This is a genomic window from Jiella marina, assembly GCF_024359545.1.
In the GTDB taxonomy this organism is placed as follows: Bacteria; Pseudomonadota; Alphaproteobacteria; order Rhizobiales; family Rhizobiaceae; genus Jiella.
The window spans coordinates 73,642-93,050 of the sequence record NZ_JAKQZG010000001.1 but is presented as its reverse complement, the minus strand read 5'-3'; the positions used below and the strand labels follow the sequence as shown (position 1 = coordinate 93,050).

17 protein-coding genes are annotated in these 19,409 nt (G+C 64.1%); 11 read left to right on the top strand and 6 right to left on the bottom strand.

Annotated features, from left to right (window positions below; translation table 11 throughout):
* Window positions 1-25: 25 nt before the first annotated feature.
* The 4 genes from MF134_RS00455 to MF134_RS00440 all read right to left on the bottom strand — a co-directional run bounded on the left by MF134_RS00455 (window position 26) and on the right by MF134_RS00440 (window position 4,336).
* Entirely contained in the window at window positions 26-1,165 is a 1,140-nt protein-coding gene (locus tag MF134_RS00455) for a mandelate racemase/muconate lactonizing enzyme family protein (RefSeq protein ID WP_255337428.1), read from the bottom strand.
* Between the two features lie 86 nt (window positions 1,166-1,251).
* A complete protein-coding gene (locus MF134_RS00450; RefSeq protein WP_255337427.1) occupies window positions 1,252-2,748 on the bottom strand; it encodes a tripartite tricarboxylate transporter permease in 1,497 nt (498 codons plus the stop codon).
* Entirely contained in the window at window positions 2,745-3,227 is a 483-nt protein-coding gene (locus tag MF134_RS00445; RefSeq protein ID WP_255337426.1) for a tripartite tricarboxylate transporter TctB family protein, read from the bottom strand. Before MF134_RS00445 ends, MF134_RS00450 begins: the two co-directional genes overlap by 4 nt.
* A gap of 188 nt (window positions 3,228-3,415) precedes the next feature.
* A complete protein-coding gene (locus MF134_RS00440) occupies window positions 3,416-4,336 on the bottom strand; it encodes a Bug family tripartite tricarboxylate transporter substrate binding protein (RefSeq protein ID WP_255337425.1) in 921 nt (306 codons plus the stop codon).
* A 358-nt stretch (window positions 4,337-4,694) separates the two neighbouring features.
* Here MF134_RS00440 and araD point away from each other — a divergent pair, with 358 nt between their 5' ends.
* A complete protein-coding gene (araD, locus tag MF134_RS00435) occupies window positions 4,695-6,425 on the top strand; it encodes an L-arabinonate dehydratase (protein ID WP_255337424.1) in 1,731 nt (576 codons plus the stop codon).
* A gap of 11 nt (window positions 6,426-6,436) precedes the next feature.
* The gene (locus MF134_RS00430) at window positions 6,437-7,249 is read left to right on the top strand and encodes an HpcH/HpaI aldolase family protein (protein ID WP_255337423.1); all 813 of its coding nucleotides are present in this window, start codon (window positions 6,437-6,439) and stop codon (window positions 7,247-7,249) included.
* A gap of 37 nt (window positions 7,250-7,286) precedes the next feature.
* Here MF134_RS00430 and MF134_RS00425 read toward each other — a convergent pair whose 3' ends face one another.
* Together MF134_RS00425 and MF134_RS00420 are read right to left on the bottom strand one after the other, a co-directional pair.
* A complete protein-coding gene (locus MF134_RS00425) occupies window positions 7,287-8,471 on the bottom strand; it encodes a LacI family DNA-binding transcriptional regulator (protein ID WP_255337422.1) in 1,185 nt (394 codons plus the stop codon).
* A gap of 68 nt (window positions 8,472-8,539) precedes the next feature.
* On the bottom strand, window positions 8,540-9,619 hold the full coding sequence (locus tag MF134_RS00420) for a LacI family DNA-binding transcriptional regulator (protein ID WP_255337993.1): 1,080 nt from the start codon (window positions 9,617-9,619) through the stop codon (window positions 8,540-8,542).
* A 224-nt stretch (window positions 9,620-9,843) separates the two neighbouring features.
* Between MF134_RS00420 and MF134_RS00415 the strand changes: the two genes are divergently transcribed.
* The 9 genes from MF134_RS00415 to MF134_RS00375 all read left to right on the top strand — a co-directional run bounded on the left by MF134_RS00415 (window position 9,844) and on the right by MF134_RS00375 (window position 19,306).
* A complete protein-coding gene (locus tag MF134_RS00415; RefSeq protein ID WP_255337421.1) occupies window positions 9,844-11,148 on the top strand; it encodes an ABC transporter substrate-binding protein in 1,305 nt (434 codons plus the stop codon).
* A gap of 110 nt (window positions 11,149-11,258) precedes the next feature.
* Window positions 11,259-11,984, top strand: a complete 726-nt coding sequence (locus MF134_RS00410; RefSeq protein WP_255337420.1) for an SDR family NAD(P)-dependent oxidoreductase — start codon at window positions 11,259-11,261, stop codon at window positions 11,982-11,984.
* Window positions 11,985-11,990: 6 nt separating this feature from the next.
* Window positions 11,991-12,851: a carbohydrate ABC transporter permease gene (locus MF134_RS00405; RefSeq protein WP_255337419.1), complete on the top strand. Its 861-nt coding sequence runs from the start codon at window positions 11,991-11,993 to the stop codon at window positions 12,849-12,851.
* Between the two features lie 4 nt (window positions 12,852-12,855).
* Window positions 12,856-13,689: a carbohydrate ABC transporter permease gene (locus MF134_RS00400; protein ID WP_255337418.1), complete on the top strand. Its 834-nt coding sequence runs from the start codon at window positions 12,856-12,858 to the stop codon at window positions 13,687-13,689.
* A gap of 6 nt (window positions 13,690-13,695) precedes the next feature.
* A complete protein-coding gene (locus tag MF134_RS00395) occupies window positions 13,696-14,697 on the top strand; it encodes an alcohol dehydrogenase catalytic domain-containing protein (RefSeq protein ID WP_255337417.1) in 1,002 nt (333 codons plus the stop codon).
* Window positions 14,697-15,767, top strand: a complete 1,071-nt coding sequence (locus MF134_RS00390) for an ABC transporter ATP-binding protein (protein WP_255337416.1) — start codon at window positions 14,697-14,699, stop codon at window positions 15,765-15,767. The genes MF134_RS00395 and MF134_RS00390 overlap by 1 nt, the downstream gene beginning before the upstream one ends.
* A 115-nt stretch (window positions 15,768-15,882) precedes the next feature.
* Window positions 15,883-17,343: an NAD-dependent succinate-semialdehyde dehydrogenase gene (locus MF134_RS00385; RefSeq protein WP_255337415.1), complete on the top strand. Its 1,461-nt coding sequence runs from the start codon at window positions 15,883-15,885 to the stop codon at window positions 17,341-17,343.
* Window positions 17,340-18,275 carry a PfkB family carbohydrate kinase gene (locus MF134_RS00380; protein ID WP_255337414.1) on the top strand — a complete coding sequence of 312 codons (936 nt, stop codon included), beginning with the start codon at window positions 17,340-17,342 and terminating at the stop codon, window positions 18,273-18,275. The genes MF134_RS00385 and MF134_RS00380 overlap by 4 nt, the downstream gene beginning before the upstream one ends.
* On the top strand, window positions 18,272-19,306 hold the full coding sequence (locus MF134_RS00375) for a tagatose 1,6-diphosphate aldolase (protein WP_255337413.1): 1,035 nt from the start codon (window positions 18,272-18,274) through the stop codon (window positions 19,304-19,306). Before MF134_RS00380 ends, MF134_RS00375 begins: the two co-directional genes overlap by 4 nt.
* The last annotated feature ends 103 nt before the right edge of the window (window positions 19,307-19,409 follow it).

The window sequence follows — 19,409 nt, the reverse complement described above, 5'->3', positions numbered from 1 at the left end:
CATCGGCACCGCGTCGCCCCAGATTTCAGAAAGTGATTTCCCGCGCCACGGTGAGGTGCGCACGAAAGGCGTCGATCGCCGCGTCGTCGATACCGATGCCGGGTTTGTCGGGAAGGCTCACGCGGCCATCTCTTAGGGTAGCGAAGATTTCCGCAGCGAGTTCGCTCCGCATCGGATTGTCGTTGAAGTCGACTTCGACAAAGCCGTCCTCGTCATCGAGCGCCGCCTTGACGTGGCAGGACGTCAGGAGCCCGACGCCGCCGCCGAGCCAGTGCGGACAGAACAGCATGCAGTGCGCTCGGGCCGAACGGCCGACCGCGACCAACTGCGCGACTCCGCCCCAACGCCCCAGATCGGGCTGAACGACACCGAGACCTCGCGCGGCCGGTAGTTCATCGAAGTCCCGTGCGCTGGCAAAATTCTCGCCCGCCGCAAGCGGAGTCTGCATCGCATCGGCCACCTGCCGCCAGTCCTCGTCGGCGACGTCATGGGCCAAGGGCTCCTCCAGCCATGAAAGGCCGACCTCGTCGGCGGTTTCCGCAAAGCTCACGGCCTCTTCCGACGTCCAGGCCTGGTTGGCATCGGCCATCATCTGCACGTCAGGGCCAATCAGGGCCCGCGCGCCGAGAAGGTTTTCGCGGTCGCGATCCCGTCCGAAACCCACCTTCACCTTGCAGGCACGGTAGCCTGCGGCGATCGCGCGCTCCGCCGTCTCGGGCGCACCGGTCGGATTGATGCCGCTGGCATAGACGGCAACCGATGCGCTGGCTTCGCTCGACAAGAATCGCGCCAGGGGAAGACCCGCCCGCCGCGCTGCCAGATCCTGGAGGGCGCATTCGAGGCCTGCGAGGCACTGGGCAATCGGTCCCGGTTCGCCGGACTGGATCGCGAGGATCCGAAGCCGGGCGGAGAGCCAGACCCAGAGCTCGGCGGGATTATCCGCCAGCCCGCTCTCTGCGACGAGCGGCAGGATCAGTGCTTCCATCAAACGTGCGCGATGTTCGGCGCCGACGCTCGGCCAATTGCACCAGATCTCGCCGAAGCCGATCGCACCATCATCGTCTTCGAGGCGCAGCATCAGCGAGGGCCGGTCATGCATGATGCCGAACGACGTCTGGACCGGAGTGTCGATCGGAATTCGATGAACGAGGATCGTCGCGCGCATGGGATTGGGTCCGTGAACTGATCTGGTGCCTGCCACTCATCCGACACCGAACAATCGTCCGACGCATCGAACCTCGTGGTCAGGCCCTAGGATTGTTTCTGGCGGTTTCTGCCAAAGGTCATGAGGGCCTTCAGCGGGTTGGCGATGACGAGAAGCGCGACCGTGGTGAAGATCACGGCCGAGATCCAGCTGGCGGTCGGAAAACTCAGAATGTCGCCTTCATTGAGAAGCAGCCCTCGCCTCAGATTCTGCTCGAATTGCGGGCCGAGCACCAGACCAATGACGAAGGGCGCGAGCGGAAAGCCGCCGATCCGCAACGCATAGCCGATCATTCCGAAGAGAACGGCGACCACGCCATCGAGCGCGTTACCGCGCACCGTGATCGCGCCGATCAGCGAAAACACGATGACGCCCACCATGATGATTGGCTCGGGGACAGAGAGGATCCGGCCGAAGGCTCTGACGATCGGGAACGCCACGACGAGCATGACGATGTTGACGATGATCAGGACGACGAAGATGGCATTGACCACATCGAGATGCTCGGTCATCAGACGCACACCCGGCGTGATCCCGTGCACCACCATCGCTGACAGAAGGATGGCCGTGACCACGTCGCCAGGGATGCCGAGGGCGAGCGTCGGGATCATCGCGCTACCGGTAACGGCGTTGTTCGCCGACTCCGCCGCGATCAGGCCATCTGGCTCGCCTTTGCCGAAGTCGTCGCGGCGCGGCGAGGCCTGCTTGGCGGAGGCATAGCTGATAAAGGCGGCGGTCGCGGCGCCCGTTCCCGGCAGTGCCCCGATGAGGCAACCGATGAGGGAGCTGCGGAAAAGGTTGACCACCCGGCCCTTCCAGGCGCGAAGCGCCGGAAGGATCACCCGGGCGTTGGCGACCGTGGGCGCACCCATTCGGCGCAAGGCAAGGCGCGAAAAGGCTTCCGACAGGGCGAAGAGCCCGATGACGACGGAAATGAGATCGAGTCCCGCAGTCAGGAATTCGATGCCGAAGGTGAAGCGGGCCGCCCCGGTTACGGGGTCAGTGCCGATCAGCGCCACAAACAGCCCCGCAGCGCCCATGGCGAGTCCCTTGACCATGCTGCCCTTAGACACCGCGGCGATACAGGTCAGCGCCAGGAGAATAAGGCCGAAGACCTCGACCGAACCGAAGCGCGTGGCAAAGCGCGCCAGTTGCGGAGCGGCAAGGATCAGGACGATGCACGAGAGCAAGCCGCCGGCGACCGAGGCGGCCGTCGCCCAGCCGAGAGCCTGCCCCGCTTCACCACGCTCTGCCATGGGATAGCCGTCGAGCATGGTCGCGGCCGATTGCGGCGTGCCCGGCGAGTTGATCAGGATGGCGGAGATCGACCCGCCATAGACCGAGCCGCAATAGACGCCGAGAAGCAGGGCCAGGCTCGGCACGGTGTCCATGCCGAAGGTGAAGGGCAGGCAGATCGACAGGCCCACGACGGAGCCGAGACCGGGCAAGGCCCCGATCACGACCCCGAGAACCGTTCCGAAAACGATCGCCAGGAGGGTCCAGGGGGAGAGAGCTTCGGCGAGGAAAGCGAGATCGATCGTCACAAGAGACCGCCCGAAAGCAGGATGGGAAGGCGAATGCCGAGGAGATGGTGGAACAGGAACCAGAGGGCCGGGCCCATCAGCAGATAGGACAGCACGAAGGCGAACGGCGTACGCGTTCCCGTGAGGTAAAGCAGCAGCGGCAGAATGATCAGCACGGGAATGAGGTAGCCGGCGAAGACGATCGCGATGGCAAGTACCAGCGCCAGCACCATCACGCCGAGGATCGCCGTGCCTGGAAGCTCGGCGTCGTCTTCGCCCTTCTTCTCGGCGGCGGAGGTGAAGGAAAGCCGGAAGAGGTCGACGATTCCAAGCCCGACCCAGATCATCAAGAGAATGCGCGGCAGCGCATTGGGCGTGTCACCGGCTGCGAGGTTGCCCGCCCCCGCACCCCCGCCGGAATAGGCTGCGACGAGAAAGACAACGCCAATCAGCGTGAAGACGGCAGACGTGCCGATCCTTGCAAAACGGGTCTGCGTCATGGGCGCCCCTCCCGGCCGCCAGTGGCGCGCGCAGAAATCTTCGACCGCGCGGAATGTTGTGAGCCCATCTCGAACCCGAGTTCAGGAGAGAGTTGCCGGGCACCGGGCGGCGCCCGCCACGAAAGCGGCGGCGATGCCCGAAACACCGGGTACCGCCGCCCTGTATCCTTGCAGACGGTTGGGCCGCCTTACTCGATGAGGCCGGCTTCCTTGAGGATGGCGCGGTTCTGTTCGGAATTCTTCTTCACGAAGGCCGCGAAATCCTCGGGACCGCGATACATGACGCCGGTGTTGGTGTCATCGGCGAGCTTCTTGAACCGGTCCGTGGCGATCGCCTTCTCACAGGCTTCCGAATAGGATGCGAGCGTGTCCTCATCAACGCCCTTCGGCGCAACGAGGCCCTGCCACACCGAAAAGTCGAGCTCGTAGCCAGCCTCGGCCATCGTCGGGATGTCGGGGTAGGCCTCGACACGCTCCGGCGCGAAGACGGCAAGCGCTGTCACGTCGTTGTTTTCCAACACGGTCGCGGTGTCCACGAACAGGTCGATCTCTCCGCCTGCCATGGCGTTCATCGCCGGACCCGTTCCCTTGAACGGCAGATGCACGGCGTTCAGCCCGGCCTCGGACGCAAAGGCGGCCATGGCGAGATGGGGAATCGTACCCGGGCCGGAAGAGCCGTAAACGACACGCCCATCGGTGCCCTTCTCGATCCAGTCTTCGACGGACGACGCATCGCCCCCCTTCTTCTGAAGCAGGAAGACCGGTGTCGAGGTGGTCTGGCAGATGTATGCGAAATCGTCCGGCGAGTAGGACGTATCACGAAGCGACGGCTGGATCGCCAAGGGTCCGATCGGCAGATAACCAACCGTCGAGCCATCGGCGGTGGCGTCGGCCGCGGCGGCTGCGCCAATCGTGCCGCTCGCACCGTCGACATTGCGGATGACGACGGTCTGTCCGAGTGCCTCGGAGAAACCCGGCTCAAAGACGCGGGCTACCGTGTCGGTGCCTCCGCCGGCGCTGAACGGAACGATCATCTCGATCGTCTGGGCAGAGGCGGTGCCCGCGGTTACCGTCATGGCGAGCGCAAGAGCGATCGACGCATTCTTCATTTTCGTCCTCCCTGGAATTGTTCGTCGCATCGGGCCGCCTCGAGTGGCGGCATCGGTTATGAGCCGATTACGATCGACGCAAATCGTAGCGTTGTGATTTCGATTGTCAATCGCTCCATTGCCCGATCCTCATCTCGATCGCCCAGCCTTGCGAACGAGTCTTTCCCCTCGAACCCTACCCTGCAAAAGTCCATTGAAATGAGAAATGGGCAGCGAGACACGCCTCCTCGAGAGCAGGAAGCAGCCTCGGAGTGGAGACAAGCTCCAGCCTTTGACAGCAGAATTTCGTAGCGCTACGATCAAGACTTGCATGGCGGAATCCCGCCCGCCGAACCGATTTCGAAAGCGATTCTCGCCGATGTCCCGACCGATTTCCGAACTCAGAAGCCAGAGATGGTACGCCTCGAACGACATTCGCGGCTTTGCCCATCGCCAGAGGACCCAGCAGATGGGAATGCGGCGCGAGGAGTTCATGGGCAAGCCGGTCATCGGCATCATCAACACCTGGAGCGAGATGAGCCCCTGTCACAGCCATCTGCGTGACCGCGCCGAGGCGGTGAAGCGTGGCGTCTGGCAGGCCGGCGGCTATCCGGTGGAACTGCCCGCGCTGTCGGTCGGCGAGGTCATGGTCAAGCCGACGACCATGCTTTACCGGAACTTCCTCGCCATGGAGGCGGAGGAACTCCTGCGCTCCCACCCGATCGATGGCTGCGTGCTTCTCGGCGGCTGCGACAAGTCCACACCGGGACTCCTGATGGGCGCGATCTCGATGGACCTGCCCGCAATCTTCTGCCCGGCCGGACCAATGTCGAACGGCCAGTGGCGCGGCACGAAGACCGGCGCGGGCACCCACACCAAGACCTATTTCGACAAGCTGCGGCGTGGTGAGATCACCGACAAGGACTGGGTCGATCTGGAAAGCCGGATGACCCGCTCGGCCGGGACCTGCAATACCATGGGCACGGCCTCCACCATGACGTCGATCGTCGACGCGATGGGGCTGACGCTCACCGGCGCATCATCGATCCCCGCAGTCGATTCCGGCCATCCGCGCATGGCTTCGCTCTGCGGCGAGCGCATCGTTTCCATGGTGCTGGAAGACCTGAAGCCGTCCAGCATCCTGACCCGCGAGAGCTTCCTCAACGGCCTCGCCGCCTATATGGCGCTCGGCGGCTCGACCAACGCCTCGATCCATCTCATTGCCATGGCCGGGCGCGCTGGCATTCCTCTCGACCTGGAGGACATGGCCGAGATCTCGGGCAAGATCCCGGTTCTGGCCAATCTCTTCCCCTCCGGGACCTATCTGATGGAGGATTTCCACTTCGCAGGCGGTCTGCGCGCTCTCCTCGCCAAGGTGGCCGATCACCTCGATCTCCAAGCAAAAACCGTCGAGGGGCGAGCTCTTGGCGAAGCGATCGCAGACGCCGAATGCTGGAACGACGACGTCATCCGCAATCTGGACAATCCGGTCGTGCCCTTGGAACAAGGACGAACACTGGCTCTCCTGACGGGCAATCTCGCTCCGAAGGGCGCGATCATCAAATCCTCCGCCGCCGATCCGAAATTCCTCAAGCACGAAGGCCCCGCCCTCGTGTTCGACGACCCGGGCACGATGATGCGCGTCCTCGACGATCCCGATCTCGACGTCACCGAGGATACTGTTCTCGTTCTGCGCAATGCCGGCCCGGTCGGCGCGCCGGGCATGCCGGAATGGGGTAATCTGCCGATCCCGAAGGCGCTCCTGAAGCACGGTGTCAAGGATATCGTGCGCATCTGCGACGGGCGCATGAGCGGCACTCATTACGGCACCTGCATTCTGCACGTGTCGCCAGAATCGGCGATCGGCGGTCCGCTGGCGCTGCTACGCACCGGTGACATCGTGGCTCTCGACGTCGCGGCCGGACGGCTCGACATGCGTGTCTCGGACGAGGAGTTGGAACGCCGCCGCGCCGAGTTCACGCCCCCTCGCCCGCTTTACGAGACGTCCTTCACGGCGCTCTACCAGCGCCATGTCAGCCAGGCGCATGAGGGCTGCGACTTCGACTTCCTCTCGGGCGTGCGCAACATGCCGGAACCGGCAATCTTTTGAAGGCAGAATTCATGACCATCGATATCTCCAACCGCTTCCGCCGCATGCTTCAGGAAGAGCGCGCGATGCCGCCGCTCGGCACCTGGCTGATGTCAGCCGCGCCCGGCCCGTCCGAAGCCATCGGCCATTGCGGCTTCGATTTCGTGGTCGTCGACATGGAGCATGTGCCGGTCGAAGTCGGGCAGCTTCCCGAGATCCTGCGGGCCGTCGGCTGCACGCCCGCCGAGCCGGTCGTCCGTCTGCCCTGGAACGACAAGGTGACGATCAAGAAGGTTCTCGACGCCGGCGCACAGACGATCATGATCCCCTTCGTGGAGACCGCCGAAGAGGCCGAGGCGGCCGTTGCGGCGGCAAAGTACCCGCCGGTTGGCGTCCGCGGCGTTGCCGCGATCCATCGCGCTTCGCGCTTCGGAGCCGTGCCCGACTATCTCAAGCGGGCCAACGACGAGACGATGGTGATCGTCCAGCTCGAAACGCCCGAGGCGGTTTCCAGGTTGAAGGACATCGCGGCGGTCCCTGGCGTCGATGCGGTCTTCGTCGGTCCTGGCGACCTCTCTGCATCAATGGGCCATATCGGCGATATCGGCCACGACGAAGTCCAGGCAGCGCTTGCAAATGCCGCCGAAGCGGCTCGGGAGATTGGCACGCCCATCGGCATCGTCGGGCCGAACCCGGCGATGGTTCGCAAGTTCCTCGACTACGGCTACAGTTTCTCGGCAATGGCATCGGACATCGCGATGATGACCGGCCGCGCACGGGACTGGCTCGGTGAGTTGAAGGGCCAAACCGCGGAGAAGCAGCAGAAGACCACTTCGGCCTATTAAGCCGAACGCTCACCCCTGAAGCGCCGGGGTGCGGCAGCTATGCGCTGCCGCGCTCGACGACGACGAAGCCGGTGTTGATGATGGCGTTTTCTGGTCTCTCGCCGCCCTCCAACACGGATAACACCAGCCCGGCAATCTCCTCGCCGATGACGTCGCCGAACGGCCGGATCGTCGTCAAAGAGGGATTGCTGAACGCGGCGAACTCCAGATCGCCGAACCCGATGATCGACAGGTGCTGCGGCACGTCGAGACCCCGCCGCACGCATTCGAACAAGAGCCCCAGAGCGATCGTGTCATTGGAAGCGGCGACGCCGTCGATCGCCGGATCCTTGGCAAGGGCTTTGGCAAGGAGCGCTGCTGCCGTTTCCGCGCTTGCGGGCTTGATGTGATGGACGATTTCGGCGGCAATGCCCGCCTCTCGAGCCTCCGCCGCGAAGCCGTCTGCACGCTGCATGGCACGCCGGTCGTCCTGCATGCGCGCGCCCAGGAAGGCAAGCCGGCGCCGGCCCTTGCGGATGAGATGGCGCGCCTGCGCCCTCCCCACTTCGTCGTGAGAAAAGCCCACCGCAAGATCGATCGGCGACGCCCCGAGTTCCCACATCTCCACGACAGGACAATCGGCAGCTCGCAACAGGTCCCGTGTCAGCGGCGCATGATGAAGGCCGGTAATCACCATGGCCGAAGGCGACCAGGAGAGATACGCCCGCACCAGGTCGAGTTCGGCTGCCTCGTCATAGTCGGTGTTGCCGAACATGACCTGCAGTCCGCGTGAAGACATGATCGCCTGCATGGCGGAGACCGTCTGGGCGAAGAAGGCATTGCGCATCGACGGCACGACGACACCGACGACCCGCGAGCGCGCTGCAGCGAGGCCGCCGGCCATCAGATTGGGGACATAGCCCAGTTCCTCGATGGCACTTTGGATCGCGGCCCCTGCGCGCTTCGAAACGGCCCCTGGCCGCCGAAGATACAAGGAGACGGTCGAGGGCGAAACATTCGCGGCCTCGGCCACGTCGCTCATCTTGATGGTCTGTCGGTTGCGGCGGCTCCGCCGCATCGAGGGCTCGTCCACATGCGCTCCGGTTCGTTCGGCCGCCCATGCCCGGCCGGAAAGCGATCCGACACGGCTTGGCATGTCCGCACGACGCCCGCAACCGGTTACAAGCCGTCCGACATTGGCGAACTCGATCTCGGCGTACAGAGTATCGCTGATGGAGCGCACCGCGGGGCATCGGGCTGGGCAAGCCGGCGTCGTCGCATTCGAATCGACCCCACCTCTCAGCCTTCACCTCACTCGGCAGCCTTCTTTCTTGCCGTCGTCGATGGCGGCGGGCCGGACGACTCCCGAACGACGAGCGAGAAATCGATCTCGCGATGCATCATCGCTGGATGCCCTTCGAGCTTATTGACCAGATACTCGCCCGCCCGCGTCCAGATCTCGTCCGTGGGCATGTGGATTGTGGTGAGAGACGGCTGCAGATGCCGGCTCCATTCGAGATCGTCGAAGCCGACCACCGACAGGTCGCGGGGAACGTCAAAGCCGAGCTTTTGGGCCTCCAGCATGACGCCATAGGCGATCACGTCGTTGCCGCAGACGATCGCCGTCGGCCGGTTTGCGCGCTTCAGAATGGCGCGCCCCGCCTGCCGGGCTTCGTCCAGCTTGTAGTTGACCTGGACGAACCAGTCCGGCTCCAAAGTGAGCCCGGCTTCGGCGATCGCCGAAGTCACGCCACGCAGGCGTGCCTGAGCGCGGTCGTTGTTGCGCTGCATCGCCGCCACGACGCCGATGGAGCGATGGCCGAGATCGATCAGATGCCGCGCGATACACCTTCCGGCCGCCGCATTGTCGACGCCAATGCTCGGATAGGGCTTGTCGGGGCTGTAGACGCCGACATTGACGAAGTCGATCTCCTGGCTCCGCAAGAGGTCCCGCAGAGCATCGTGGTGGGCATCGCCGCGCAGGAGCAGGCCGTCGATTCCCCGGCTGACAAGGTTGCGGGCCTGGGCGAGTTCGACATCGAGATCGTATTCGTTGGTCGCAAGGAGAAGCAAGTAGTTCTGGCTCGCCAGATAGCGCTGCAACGCCTGGAGCCCTTGGGCAAACATCGCATTGTCGATGGTCGGGATGATCGCACCGATCGTGCGGGTACGCCGCGAGGACAGGGCACGCGCGGAGGCATCCGGGATATAGCCCACCTCGTCGATGATCGTGCGGATGCGCGATCCGAGCTCGGCGCTGACGGATTCAGGCCGGTTGAGAAAGCGCGACACCGTTGCCGTCGAAACACCGGCCTTCTTGGCGACGGCGCGAATCCCGATCCCGCGCGCCCGTCTTGCTGTTTGTGGGTCGACTGAAGAAACCGTTTTCATGAAACCCAATAGTGAAATAGCGCCCTCCGCCTCATAGCGAAACGATCAAATCCGCGCAACTCAGGCTTTCGCCGCAGTGCAGCGACGAATTTCGCGCTCAAAACACGCGAGAGCGTTGACGCGATCCGGGGCGCGGAGATATGTAACCGGTTACAAGTTCCCCGCCGCGGATCGAAGAGGAGTTGATCCGAGGCACGATCGAGAATGCAGAAAGGGAGGAAACCATGGCATCTCGCAGACAAAACGGGCTTGGCCGCATCCTGGCGGCTCTTGCCCTGTCGACGGCGGCTGGAACCGCGGGCGCGCAGGACTTCGACTGGAAGGCCCACGAAGGCGAGCAGATCACCTTCCTCGCCAACAACAACCCGGTCGCGACCGCGATTCTGAAGTATCAGGACGATTTCACCGAAAAGACCGGGATCGATCTGAAGGTCGACAGCTATCAGGAACAGCAGATGCGCCAGCGCCTGCTGACGGTGCTGAACGCCCGCTCAGACGAGGTCGACGTCTTCATGACGCTGCCTTCCCGCGAAGGCCGGCAATACGCTGCCGCGGGCTGGTATGCCGATCTGGCCCCGTTCACGACCGAGAGCGTTTCTCCGGACTACAACTTTGATGGTCTCGGCAAGGCGCTCGTCGATGCGGCCCGCTTCGACGGAACCCTCACGGGTATTCCGCTGAACATCGAAGGGCCGGTTCTGTACTATCGCACGGACATCTTCGAAAAATGCGGTGTCGACGCCCCGGCGACCATCGCCGAGATCGAGACGGCTTCCAAGGCGATCCAGGAGTGCGATTCCTCGATCACGCCGTTTGCCTCGCGCGGCCTCAAGCCGGCGTTGCCTTACACCTTCTCCAATTTCCTGCACAATATGGGCGGGCAATACATGAAGGACGGCAAGTCCGCGCTATGCTCGCCCGAGGGCAAGGCAGCGCTCGAGACCTATGCCAACCTGCTCAAGGACTACGGCCCTCCGGGCGTCGTGAACTATTCCTTCTACCAGCTCACCTCGCTCTACCGGGCGGGCCGGGCCGCCATGAGCTTCCAGTCCTCGAACGAGTTTCCCTCCGTGATGGAAGGTGGCGAGCGGCTGAACGATACGGCGATCGTGCCCCTGCCCAAGGGTGACGGCGGTTCCGTTCCGACCACGATCGGCTGGGCGCTGACCATCTCGGCCTTCTCCGACAACAAGGACGCCGCCTGGTACTTCGTACAGTGGGCGACCAGCCCGGAGATGCAGGCGAAGCTTGCCCTCGAAGGCATCGCGCCGCCGCGCCAGGCGGTCTCCCAGGACCCCGAATACAAGGCCTGGCTGGAAGAGCAGCCGTTGCGCCAGCAATGGCAGGAAACCCTCGACGAACTGGCGCAGACCGGAACGTCGGAGGTCGGCTACCCGATCGTCCAGAACCCGGAATCACGTGAGTATATCGGTCAGGCGGTCGATCAGATCCTGCTCGGCGAAGCCACGGTCGACGAGGCATGTGCCGCGGCCGACCAGGAACTCAACGCCCTGATCGAGCGCGAATAGCGCTCGGGTCGAAGCCCTTTGCGATCGCGGAGTCTGGCCGCGATCGCACCTCCCGCGTGTCCGGCCTCGTGCCGGACACGTCGGCCGAACACATCCTCGGATCGTCAAGAATGAACAAGTTCGCCCTCAAACCCGGCTTTCGCGCGGCCGTCATCGGCGGCGCCGGCGGAATCGGACTTGCGATCGTCAAGGAATTGCGCGGTCTTGGTGCCGAGGTATCGGCGACCGGCATTTCTGAGGCCGAGATCAAGGCTTGCGAGATTGACGGTGACGTTCGCTTTTCGGTCCTCGACGTTACAAACGGAGCGGCCGTGAGCGCCTACGCTGAAGAGACCGGCCCCGTCGATCTTCTCGTCAATTGCGCCGGCATCCTGCGGCGCGACGAGGAATACGAACTCGACGTTTTCCGCCAGGTTCTCGAAGTGAACCTCATCGGCACGATGGCCATCTGCCTCGCCTTTCGAGAAGGCCTTGCCGAGCGCAAGGGCTCGATCGTCAACATCGCCTCGATGAACGCATTCGCGGCGCTGCCTCGCCTGCCTGGCTACTGCGCGTCCAAGGGCGGTGTCGTCATGCTGACGCGGTCACTGGCACTTGCCTGGGCCGCCGAGGGGATCCGGGTCAACGCTGTCGCACCCGGCTTCATCGAGACAAACATCAACGCCGAAGGCCGCAAGGACGAGGCGCACTACCAAAAGATCGCCGATCGCACGGCCTTCAAGCGCTGGGGCCAGCCGGACGATGTGACCGGCACGGTCGCCTACCTCGCCATGCCAGCCGCCGCCTATGTCACAGGCGCGGTCTACGCGGTCGATGGCGGATTTCTGGCGGGATAGCTCTTCATGAAATCAGCAAAATCCCAATTGACGGCTCTCGGGGCGCCGGCGGTGATCTTCACTGTCGCAATGATCGCCTTTCCGGTGGTCTACACGCTCTATCTCAGCCTCGAAGCGTTCAGCTCCACCGGCACGACCCGCTTCGTCGGTGCCGGCAACTACACGCGGATGGTCCAGGACGCGAACTTCTGGGATGGCGTCACCATCACCTTCTATCTCTATTTCCTGTCGCTGGCGCTGCAGCTCGTCTTCGGCACCGCGCTGGCACTCCTGCTCTTCCGCGCCAAGCGCCTGCCCGGTTTCGTCCGTTCGCTTTTCATCTCGCCCTTCATGATGCCGCCGGTGGTGGCGGGCATGATGTGGCTGGTCATCCTCGATCCCTCGCTCGGCGCTGCAAACTACATCCTGACCTCTCTCGGCCTGCCGCCATCCGAATGGCTTGCCTCGCCGCAATGGGTCGTGCCGACGCTGGCGATGATCGATACGTGGCAGTGGAGCCCCTATGTTGCGCTGATCGTGCTGGGTGGCCTTCAATCCCTGCCGCCCTCGGTCTACGAGGCCGCGGAAATCGACGGGGCGTCGGGCTGGAAACGGTTCTGGCGCATCACCCTGCCGCTTCTCCTGCCGACGCTGGTGACGGCGATGGTGCTGCGCTCGGTCGATCTCCTGCGCTTCTTCGATCTCATCTACATCACCACCCAGGGCGGACCGGCCAACGCCTCGCTCACGCTCAACATCTACGGCTTCAGGACGGGCTTCGAGTTCTTCCAGCTCGGCTATGCCAGCGCGCTGATGGTCACGCTTTCGATCATCGTCCTCGGCGTGACGCTCGTCCTCAACCGTCTCCGCCACGCCGTTGCCTGGTAGTCCCATGTCTTCGCTCGCCACACGCCCCTCCGACCGGCTCGTCACCATCATCGACGTCGTCCTGCTCGTCTGCGCCGGCATCGCGGTCCTCGCGCCCGTCGCCTGGATGGTCCTGTCCTCGTTCAAGCAAAGCTACGAGGTGACGGCCTATCCGCCGACGATCTTCTTCGAGCCGACGCTGGACAATTACCGCTCGCTGTCGGAAACGACGCCCTTCCTTCAGTTCGGATTGAACTCGCTGATCGTGACGATCGGATCGACGCTGCTGGGCCTGATCCTCGGCGCGCCCGCGGCCTTCGTCGTCTCCTGGACGCGGGTTACCTGGCCGGCGATCGTCACGCTTCTCGCCCGAATGGCGCCCGGCACACTGTTCCTCCTGCCCTGGTACGTGATGTTCCGGCAGGTCGACATGATCGGCACCTATTGGGCGTTGATCCTGACCCATGCGGTCATCACCATGCCAATCGTCATCTGGGTTCTGTTGCCCTTCTTCGACAACATTCCCCGCAGCGTCTTCGAAGCTGCGCAGGTGGATGGCTGCTCGCCCCTGCGGATCTTCTGGAAGATCGCCCTGCCGCTCGTCGCGTCTGGCCTCGCGGTCTCCTCGATCCTCGCCTTCGTGTTTTCGTGGAATTACTTCCTCTTCGCGCTCGTCCTGTCGAACTCCGACACCAAGACGCTGATCGCCGCCTCCTTCAACTTCATCGGCGAGGGTTCGACCAATTGGGGTGGACTGATGGCCGCCGCGACGCTGATCGCCCTGCCGCCGCTCATCCTCGCCGTCATCGTCCAGCGCTGGCTGATCTCGGGCCTGACGCTCGGCGCCGTGAAAGGCTGATCCCGAATGCTTACGAACGACCAGATGCACGCCGCCGACTTCAAGGGCGACGACACGATCACCATCAAGACCGTCGAAATGCCCAAGCCCGGTCCGGGCGAAGCGCTGGTTCGCGTTCTGCGCACCGCGCTCTGCGGCTCGGACTTCAAGCTCTGGCACAAGGGCGCGGAGTTCATCGCCGGACACGAAATCTTCGGCCGCGTGGAACAGCCCGGCCACGCCTTGGATGGCCAGCGCTGCGCCATCTACATCCCGCTCCACTGCGGACACTGCGAGGCCTGCCGGGCCGGCAACACCCAAATGTGCGTCGAGGTCTCCTCGCTGATCGGCTGGAACCGCGACGGCGGCTATGGCGAGTTCGTCGCCGTGCCGGACAATTGCCTGCTTCCGGTGCCGGACGATATCGACGACGACCTAGGCCCTCTCCTTCTCGACACGATCGGCACCTCGGCCCATGCCGTGCGTGAGGCGGAGCGTTTCCTGCCGCGTGACGCCGCGCGGCCGGTTCTCGTCACCGGTGCCGGGCCCGTCGGCCTCGGTGTCGTCCTGGCCCTCAAATCCATGGGCTATGAGAACGTCTACGTCTCCGATCCGAATGCCGCGCGGCTTCGGATTGCCCAGGATTTCGGCGCCCAGGCGCATCCGGTCGGAAGCCGGGAAAAGCGTTTCGCCCTGATCGTCGAATGTTCAGGCGCACATCCGGCGCGCGATCTCGCGATCGAACTCGTCCTTCCCAAGGGCGTCATCGTGCTTGTCGGCGAGAATGCCGCGCCCTGGACGATTCACGAGGACAAGATCTTCAGACGCAAGGATTTCGCGATGCTGCGGACCTTCTACTTCCCGAAATCCGACTTCGAAGCGAATGTCGAACTCCTCAGAACCAACAAGGAAAACTATCGCCGGCTCGTCGACGACGCCTTCGGCCTCGAGGCCCTGCCGGAGAAGTTCGCGCGCTTCGCCGCCGGCGAAACGATCAAGCCCGTCCTAGCTTTCGGGGAGGCACGCTGATGGCGCCGATCCGCATGCAGGACCTCGTCAAGAAGTATGGCGATCTGACCGTCATCCCGAGCCTCGATCTGGACATCGCCGATCATGAGTTCGTGGTCCTTGTCGGCCCGTCCGGCTGCGGCAAGTCCACCCTCCTGCGAGTGCTGGCGGGCCTTGAGAATATTGACGGCGGTGATCTTTATATCGGCGAGCGCCGGGTGAACGGCGTACCCGCCGCGCAGCGCGACGTCGCGATGGTGTTCCAGGATTATGCGCTCTACCCGCATATGACGGTGCGCCAGAACATGTCCTTCGCGCTCGAAATGCGGAACATGGACAAGAAGGAGATCGCGACGCGTGTGGAACGCGCCGCCAAGCTCCTGCATATCGATCCGTTTCTCGATCGCCGCCCCAAGGCGCTCTCCGGCGGCCAGCGCCAGCGCGTCGCGATGGGGCGCGCGATCGTCCGCGATCCGCAGGTGTTCCTGTTCGACGAGCCGCTGTCGAACCTCGATGCCAAGCTCCGCGCGCAGGTGCGTGCCGAGATCAAGGCGCTGTCCCAGCAGTTGCGCACCACCATGGTCTTCGTCACCCACGATCAGATCGAAGCCATGACCATGGCGGACCGGATCGTCGTCATGAAGTCCGGCATCATCCAGCAGGTCGGAACGCCCGAAGAAGTCTACGAGACGCCGGCCAACCAGTTCGTTGCGAGCTTCATCGGTTCGCCCTCGATGAATTTTGTCCCCGTGACCGGAAATGGGCAGCTTTTGACGACGAGTGACGGGCGGACCCTGCCCGGCCTGCGCGAGTTTGCACAGCGCGTTCCGGCGGAGGGCTCGGCGATCCTCGGCGTCCGTCCCGAGCACCTCGCCGTCGTGCCGGAGGACGAAGCTGCTTTTCTGGCGAATATCGATCTTGTCGAGCCGCTCGGCTCCGACACGCTCGTTCATTTCAAGCTGGCCGGCAACGATGCCATCGCTCGGGTCGAGCCGGACCGGCGACCACGGCCTGGCGAGGTCATGCCGCTCGCGCCGGTGCCGGGTAAGGCGCACCTCTTCGACCCGGCGTCCGGCGCGATCATCCGCTGAGCAAGCGCCCGCCGGTCCGAGATGTTACGAGGGCGCGCCAACCGGCGCTCCCTGCCCGCCGAAACTGCTCGGAGGGCAGCGAAATCAAAGATGAACCGCAAGGAGGACAGCTCCCATGTCCATCGAAGGTCTGAAAGATCCGTCCCTTTTCACCCAATCCTGTCTGGTCGCTGGTCGCTGGATCGCGGCCGAGGGTGACACCGGCATCGCCGTCACCAATCCCGCCGACGGCAAGCTCGTCGGTACGGTGCCGAGCATCGACCTTGATACGCTGCGTGAGGCGATCGAGGCAGCTCACGTCGCGCAGGTCGAATGGGCGAAGAAATCCGCCAAGGAACGCGCCAATCTCATTCGCCGCTGGTACGAGCTGATCGTCGAGAATGCCGACGATCTCGCGCGCATCCTGACCGCCGAACAGGGCAAGCCGCTTGCCGAGTCCAAGGGCGAGATTGTCGCTAATGCGGCCTATCTCGAATGGTTCGCCGAAGAGGCCAAGCGCGTCTATGGCGACATCGTGCCGCCGCCGGGCAACGACCGCCGCGTGCTGGTCATGAAGCAGCCGGTAGGCGTCTGCGCTGCAATCACGCCTTGGAACTTCCCGAATGGCATGATCACCCGCAAGGCTGGCCCTGCGCTAGCGGCGGGATGCACGATCATCGTCAAGCCGGCCTCGCAGACCCCCCTCTCGGCCCTGTCCCTCGGCGTCCTCGCCGAGCGCGCCGGGATCCCCGCATCGGTCTTCCAGGTCGTGACAGGCAAGGCGTCGATGATTGGCGAGGAGTTCTGCACCAGCGAGAAGGTCGCCAAGATCAGCTTTACCGGTTCGACCGAGGTCGGTCGCTGGCTGATGCGCAAAGGGGCCGACACGATCAAGCGGCTGTCCCTCGAACTCGGCGGCAATGCGCCCTTCATCGTCTTCGAGGACGCCGATATCGATGCGGCGGTGTCCGGCGCGATGATCGCCAAGTTCCGCAATTCCGGCCAGACCTGCGTCTGCGCCAACCGCATCTATGTGCATGAGTCGATCGCCGACGAATTCGCCCGCAAGCTCGCCATGGAAGCGGAGCACTTGAAGGTCGGCCGTGGCGAAGAAGAAGGCGTCACCCAAGGTCCGCTCATCGACGATGCCGCCGTTGCGAAGATGGAAGAGCATCTGTCCAACGCACTGGAAAACGGGGCCAAGCTCGTCACCGGCGGGCAGCGCCACTCGCTCGGCGGCACATTCTTCCAGCCGACCGTGATCTCGGGCGTCACCCAGTCGATGAAGCTCGCCCATGAAGAGACCTTCGCACCGCTGGCGCCCGTCATCGCCTTCTCGGACGAAGCGGACGTCGTGAAGAAGGCGAATGACACCGAGTTCGGTCTCGCGGCCTATTTCTACACGAAGGATCTCGCCCGCATGTTCCGGGTCGCCGAGGCGCTCGAAAGCGGCATTGTCGGCGTCAATTCGGGCCTGATCGCCAACGAGATGGCGCCCTTCGGGGGCTACAAGCAGTCCGGCCTGGGACGCGAGGGCTCGAAATACGGGATCGATGAGTATCTCGAGACCAAATATGTCTGCGTCGCCGGGCTATGACGCCGGACGAACCCAAATGGCCGCATGACGAGGCCCGGGTCGCGTGTCTCGGAATGTCTGCTCTCGACTACATCTGGGTGGTCGAGAGGCTTCCGGCCCATTCCAGCGCGAAGGTTCGCGCTGGAGAGTTCGCGGTGAAGGGTGGCGGCATGGCGGCCAACGCTGCGGTCGCCGTCGCGCGCCTCGGTGGACACGCCGCCTTCATCGGCCGCGCCGGTGCCGATCGCGAAGGTCGGTTGATGCGCGACGAACTCGAGGCCGAGGGCGTCGATGTCTCGGGCTTTCGGTTGTTCGAAGGTTCGCGTTCCTCGATTTCCGGAATTTTCGTCGACACGGAGGGCGAACGGCAGATCGCAAATTTCCGGGGGCACGCCCTGCCGAGCGATCCTGACTGGCTGCCACTCGACCGGATCGGGACCGCCGGTGCCCTGCTCTGTGACCCGCGCTGGCCCGAAGGCGCCGAGGCGGCGTTTCGCGTCGCACGGGCGCGACGGGTGCCCACGGTGCTCGACGGCGATGTCGCGGACACCTCCGTTTTCGACGCGCTCCTGCCGCTGACCGATCACGCCGTGTTCTCAGAGCCCGCGCTCGCCGGCTATGCCGGGTCGGCCAACGAAGAGGCGCTCCAGTGGGTGGCGGACCGGCACGGCTGTAGGGTCGTCGCCGTCACCCACGGCTCTGCAGGTGTCGTCCACCTTGAGGACGGCGTCTTCCATCACACCGCAGCTTTCTTCGTCACGGTGGTCGATACGACCGGCGCCGGCGACGTCTTTCACGGCGCCTATGCCTACGCGGTCGCCCGCGGTGCGCCGACCAGCGAGGCCATGGCCTTCGCATCGGCCGTGGCCGCCCTCAAATGCACGCGCCCGGACGGGCGCAGCGGAATTCCCAATCTCGAAGCCAGCCTTTCATTCTGGAGGACCCATTCATGACGATCGGAAAGCTGCGCGGTCTGACGCGCCTCGCCGATGACGACGGCCACTTCACCATGGTCGCCCTGGATCAGCGGCCGCCGCTGATCGCCGCGATTGCCAAGGCGAAGAACGTCGAACCCGAGGCGGTGACCTTTGCCGACATGCTCGCCGCCAAACGGATGCTGGTGCAGGCGCTGGCGTCGGACGCGAGCTCCATGCTGCTCGATCCGAACTTTGCCGTACCGGCCGCCCTCGACATCCTCCCCGCCCGCACCGGCCTGATCGTCACTCTCGAAGAGCATCGTTTCGTCGACACGCCGGGTGGACGCCTCTCCCGTTCGATCGATAACTGGTCCGTCGAGAAGATCCGTCGTATGGGCGGTGATGCGGTGAAGGTTCTCGCCTGGTATCGCCCAGACGCATCTCCCGAAGTTCTGGCGCATCAGAAGGACTATGTGCGCACGGTCGGTGCCGAATGCCGTCGCCATGACATCCCCTATGTGCTGGAGCTTCTCGTCTATCCGTTTCCGGACAGCGCAAGCCACACGACCGACTATGTGGAATCACCGGACAAACGCGCCGAACTCGTCATCGAAAGCGTGCGCGAGTTTGCCAAGCCGGAATACGGCGTCGATCTCTACAAGCTGGAAACGCCCCTGCCCGGCTCGGCGCTGCCGGAACTCTCGGATTCGGCCGAATCGAAGGCAGCCGCCCGCGAATTCGAGGCCGTCGGCTCGATCTGCCGCGAGGCTGGCATTCCCTGGGTCATGCTTTCCGGCGGTGTCACGCCCGACCAGTTCGGGCGCGTTCTGTCCTATGCCTATCAGGCCGGCGCCCAGGGATTCCTGGCAGGACGCACGATCTGGCTCGATGCGATCCAGTCGGCCTTTCCCGACGAGTCTGCGGTCCTTGACCAATTGAACGCGGACGGGCGTCAGCGCCTTGCAGCTTTGACCGATCTGACGCGCGACCACGCCAAGCCGTGGCGCTTTCCCACGAGCAAAACCGCATTCGACCGCGAAGGAGCGTTCGCAGCGGCCTATGCCTGATCCAGTCGCGGGTGATCCCGTCCGTGGATCACCCGTGGTCCCGCGCAAAACCTGCTTCAAGGTACGTGCGAGCTGAATCTAAGCGTCGCAGCTGGCGCTCAAC

Coding starts and splice junctions, on each gene's coding strand:
- MF134_RS00455 (WP_255337428.1), bottom strand. CDS start 1,165: ATGCGCGCGACGATCCTCGTTCATCGAATTCCGATCGACACTCCGGTC.
- MF134_RS00445 (WP_255337426.1), bottom strand. CDS start 3,227: ATGACGCAGACCCGTTTTGCAAGGATCGGCACGTCTGCCGTCTTCACG.
- MF134_RS00440 (WP_255337425.1), bottom strand. CDS start 4,336: ATGAAGAATGCGTCGATCGCTCTTGCGCTCGCCATGACGGTAACCGCG.
- araD (WP_255337424.1), top strand. CDS start 4,695: ATGTCCCGACCGATTTCCGAACTCAGAAGCCAGAGATGGTACGCCTCG.
- MF134_RS00430 (WP_255337423.1), top strand. CDS start 6,437: ATGACCATCGATATCTCCAACCGCTTCCGCCGCATGCTTCAGGAAGAG.
- MF134_RS00420 (WP_255337993.1), bottom strand. CDS start 9,619: ATGAAAACGGTTTCTTCAGTCGACCCACAAACAGCAAGACGGGCGCGC.
- MF134_RS00415 (WP_255337421.1), top strand. CDS start 9,844: ATGGCATCTCGCAGACAAAACGGGCTTGGCCGCATCCTGGCGGCTCTT.
- MF134_RS00410 (WP_255337420.1), top strand. CDS start 11,259: ATGAACAAGTTCGCCCTCAAACCCGGCTTTCGCGCGGCCGTCATCGGC.
- MF134_RS00405 (WP_255337419.1), top strand. CDS start 11,991: ATGAAATCAGCAAAATCCCAATTGACGGCTCTCGGGGCGCCGGCGGTG.
- MF134_RS00400 (WP_255337418.1), top strand. CDS start 12,856: ATGTCTTCGCTCGCCACACGCCCCTCCGACCGGCTCGTCACCATCATC.
- MF134_RS00395 (WP_255337417.1), top strand. CDS start 13,696: ATGCTTACGAACGACCAGATGCACGCCGCCGACTTCAAGGGCGACGAC.
- MF134_RS00390 (WP_255337416.1), top strand. CDS start 14,697: ATGGCGCCGATCCGCATGCAGGACCTCGTCAAGAAGTATGGCGATCTG.
- MF134_RS00385 (WP_255337415.1), top strand. CDS start 15,883: ATGTCCATCGAAGGTCTGAAAGATCCGTCCCTTTTCACCCAATCCTGT.
- MF134_RS00380 (WP_255337414.1), top strand. CDS start 17,340: ATGACGCCGGACGAACCCAAATGGCCGCATGACGAGGCCCGGGTCGCG.
- MF134_RS00375 (WP_255337413.1), top strand. CDS start 18,272: ATGACGATCGGAAAGCTGCGCGGTCTGACGCGCCTCGCCGATGACGAC.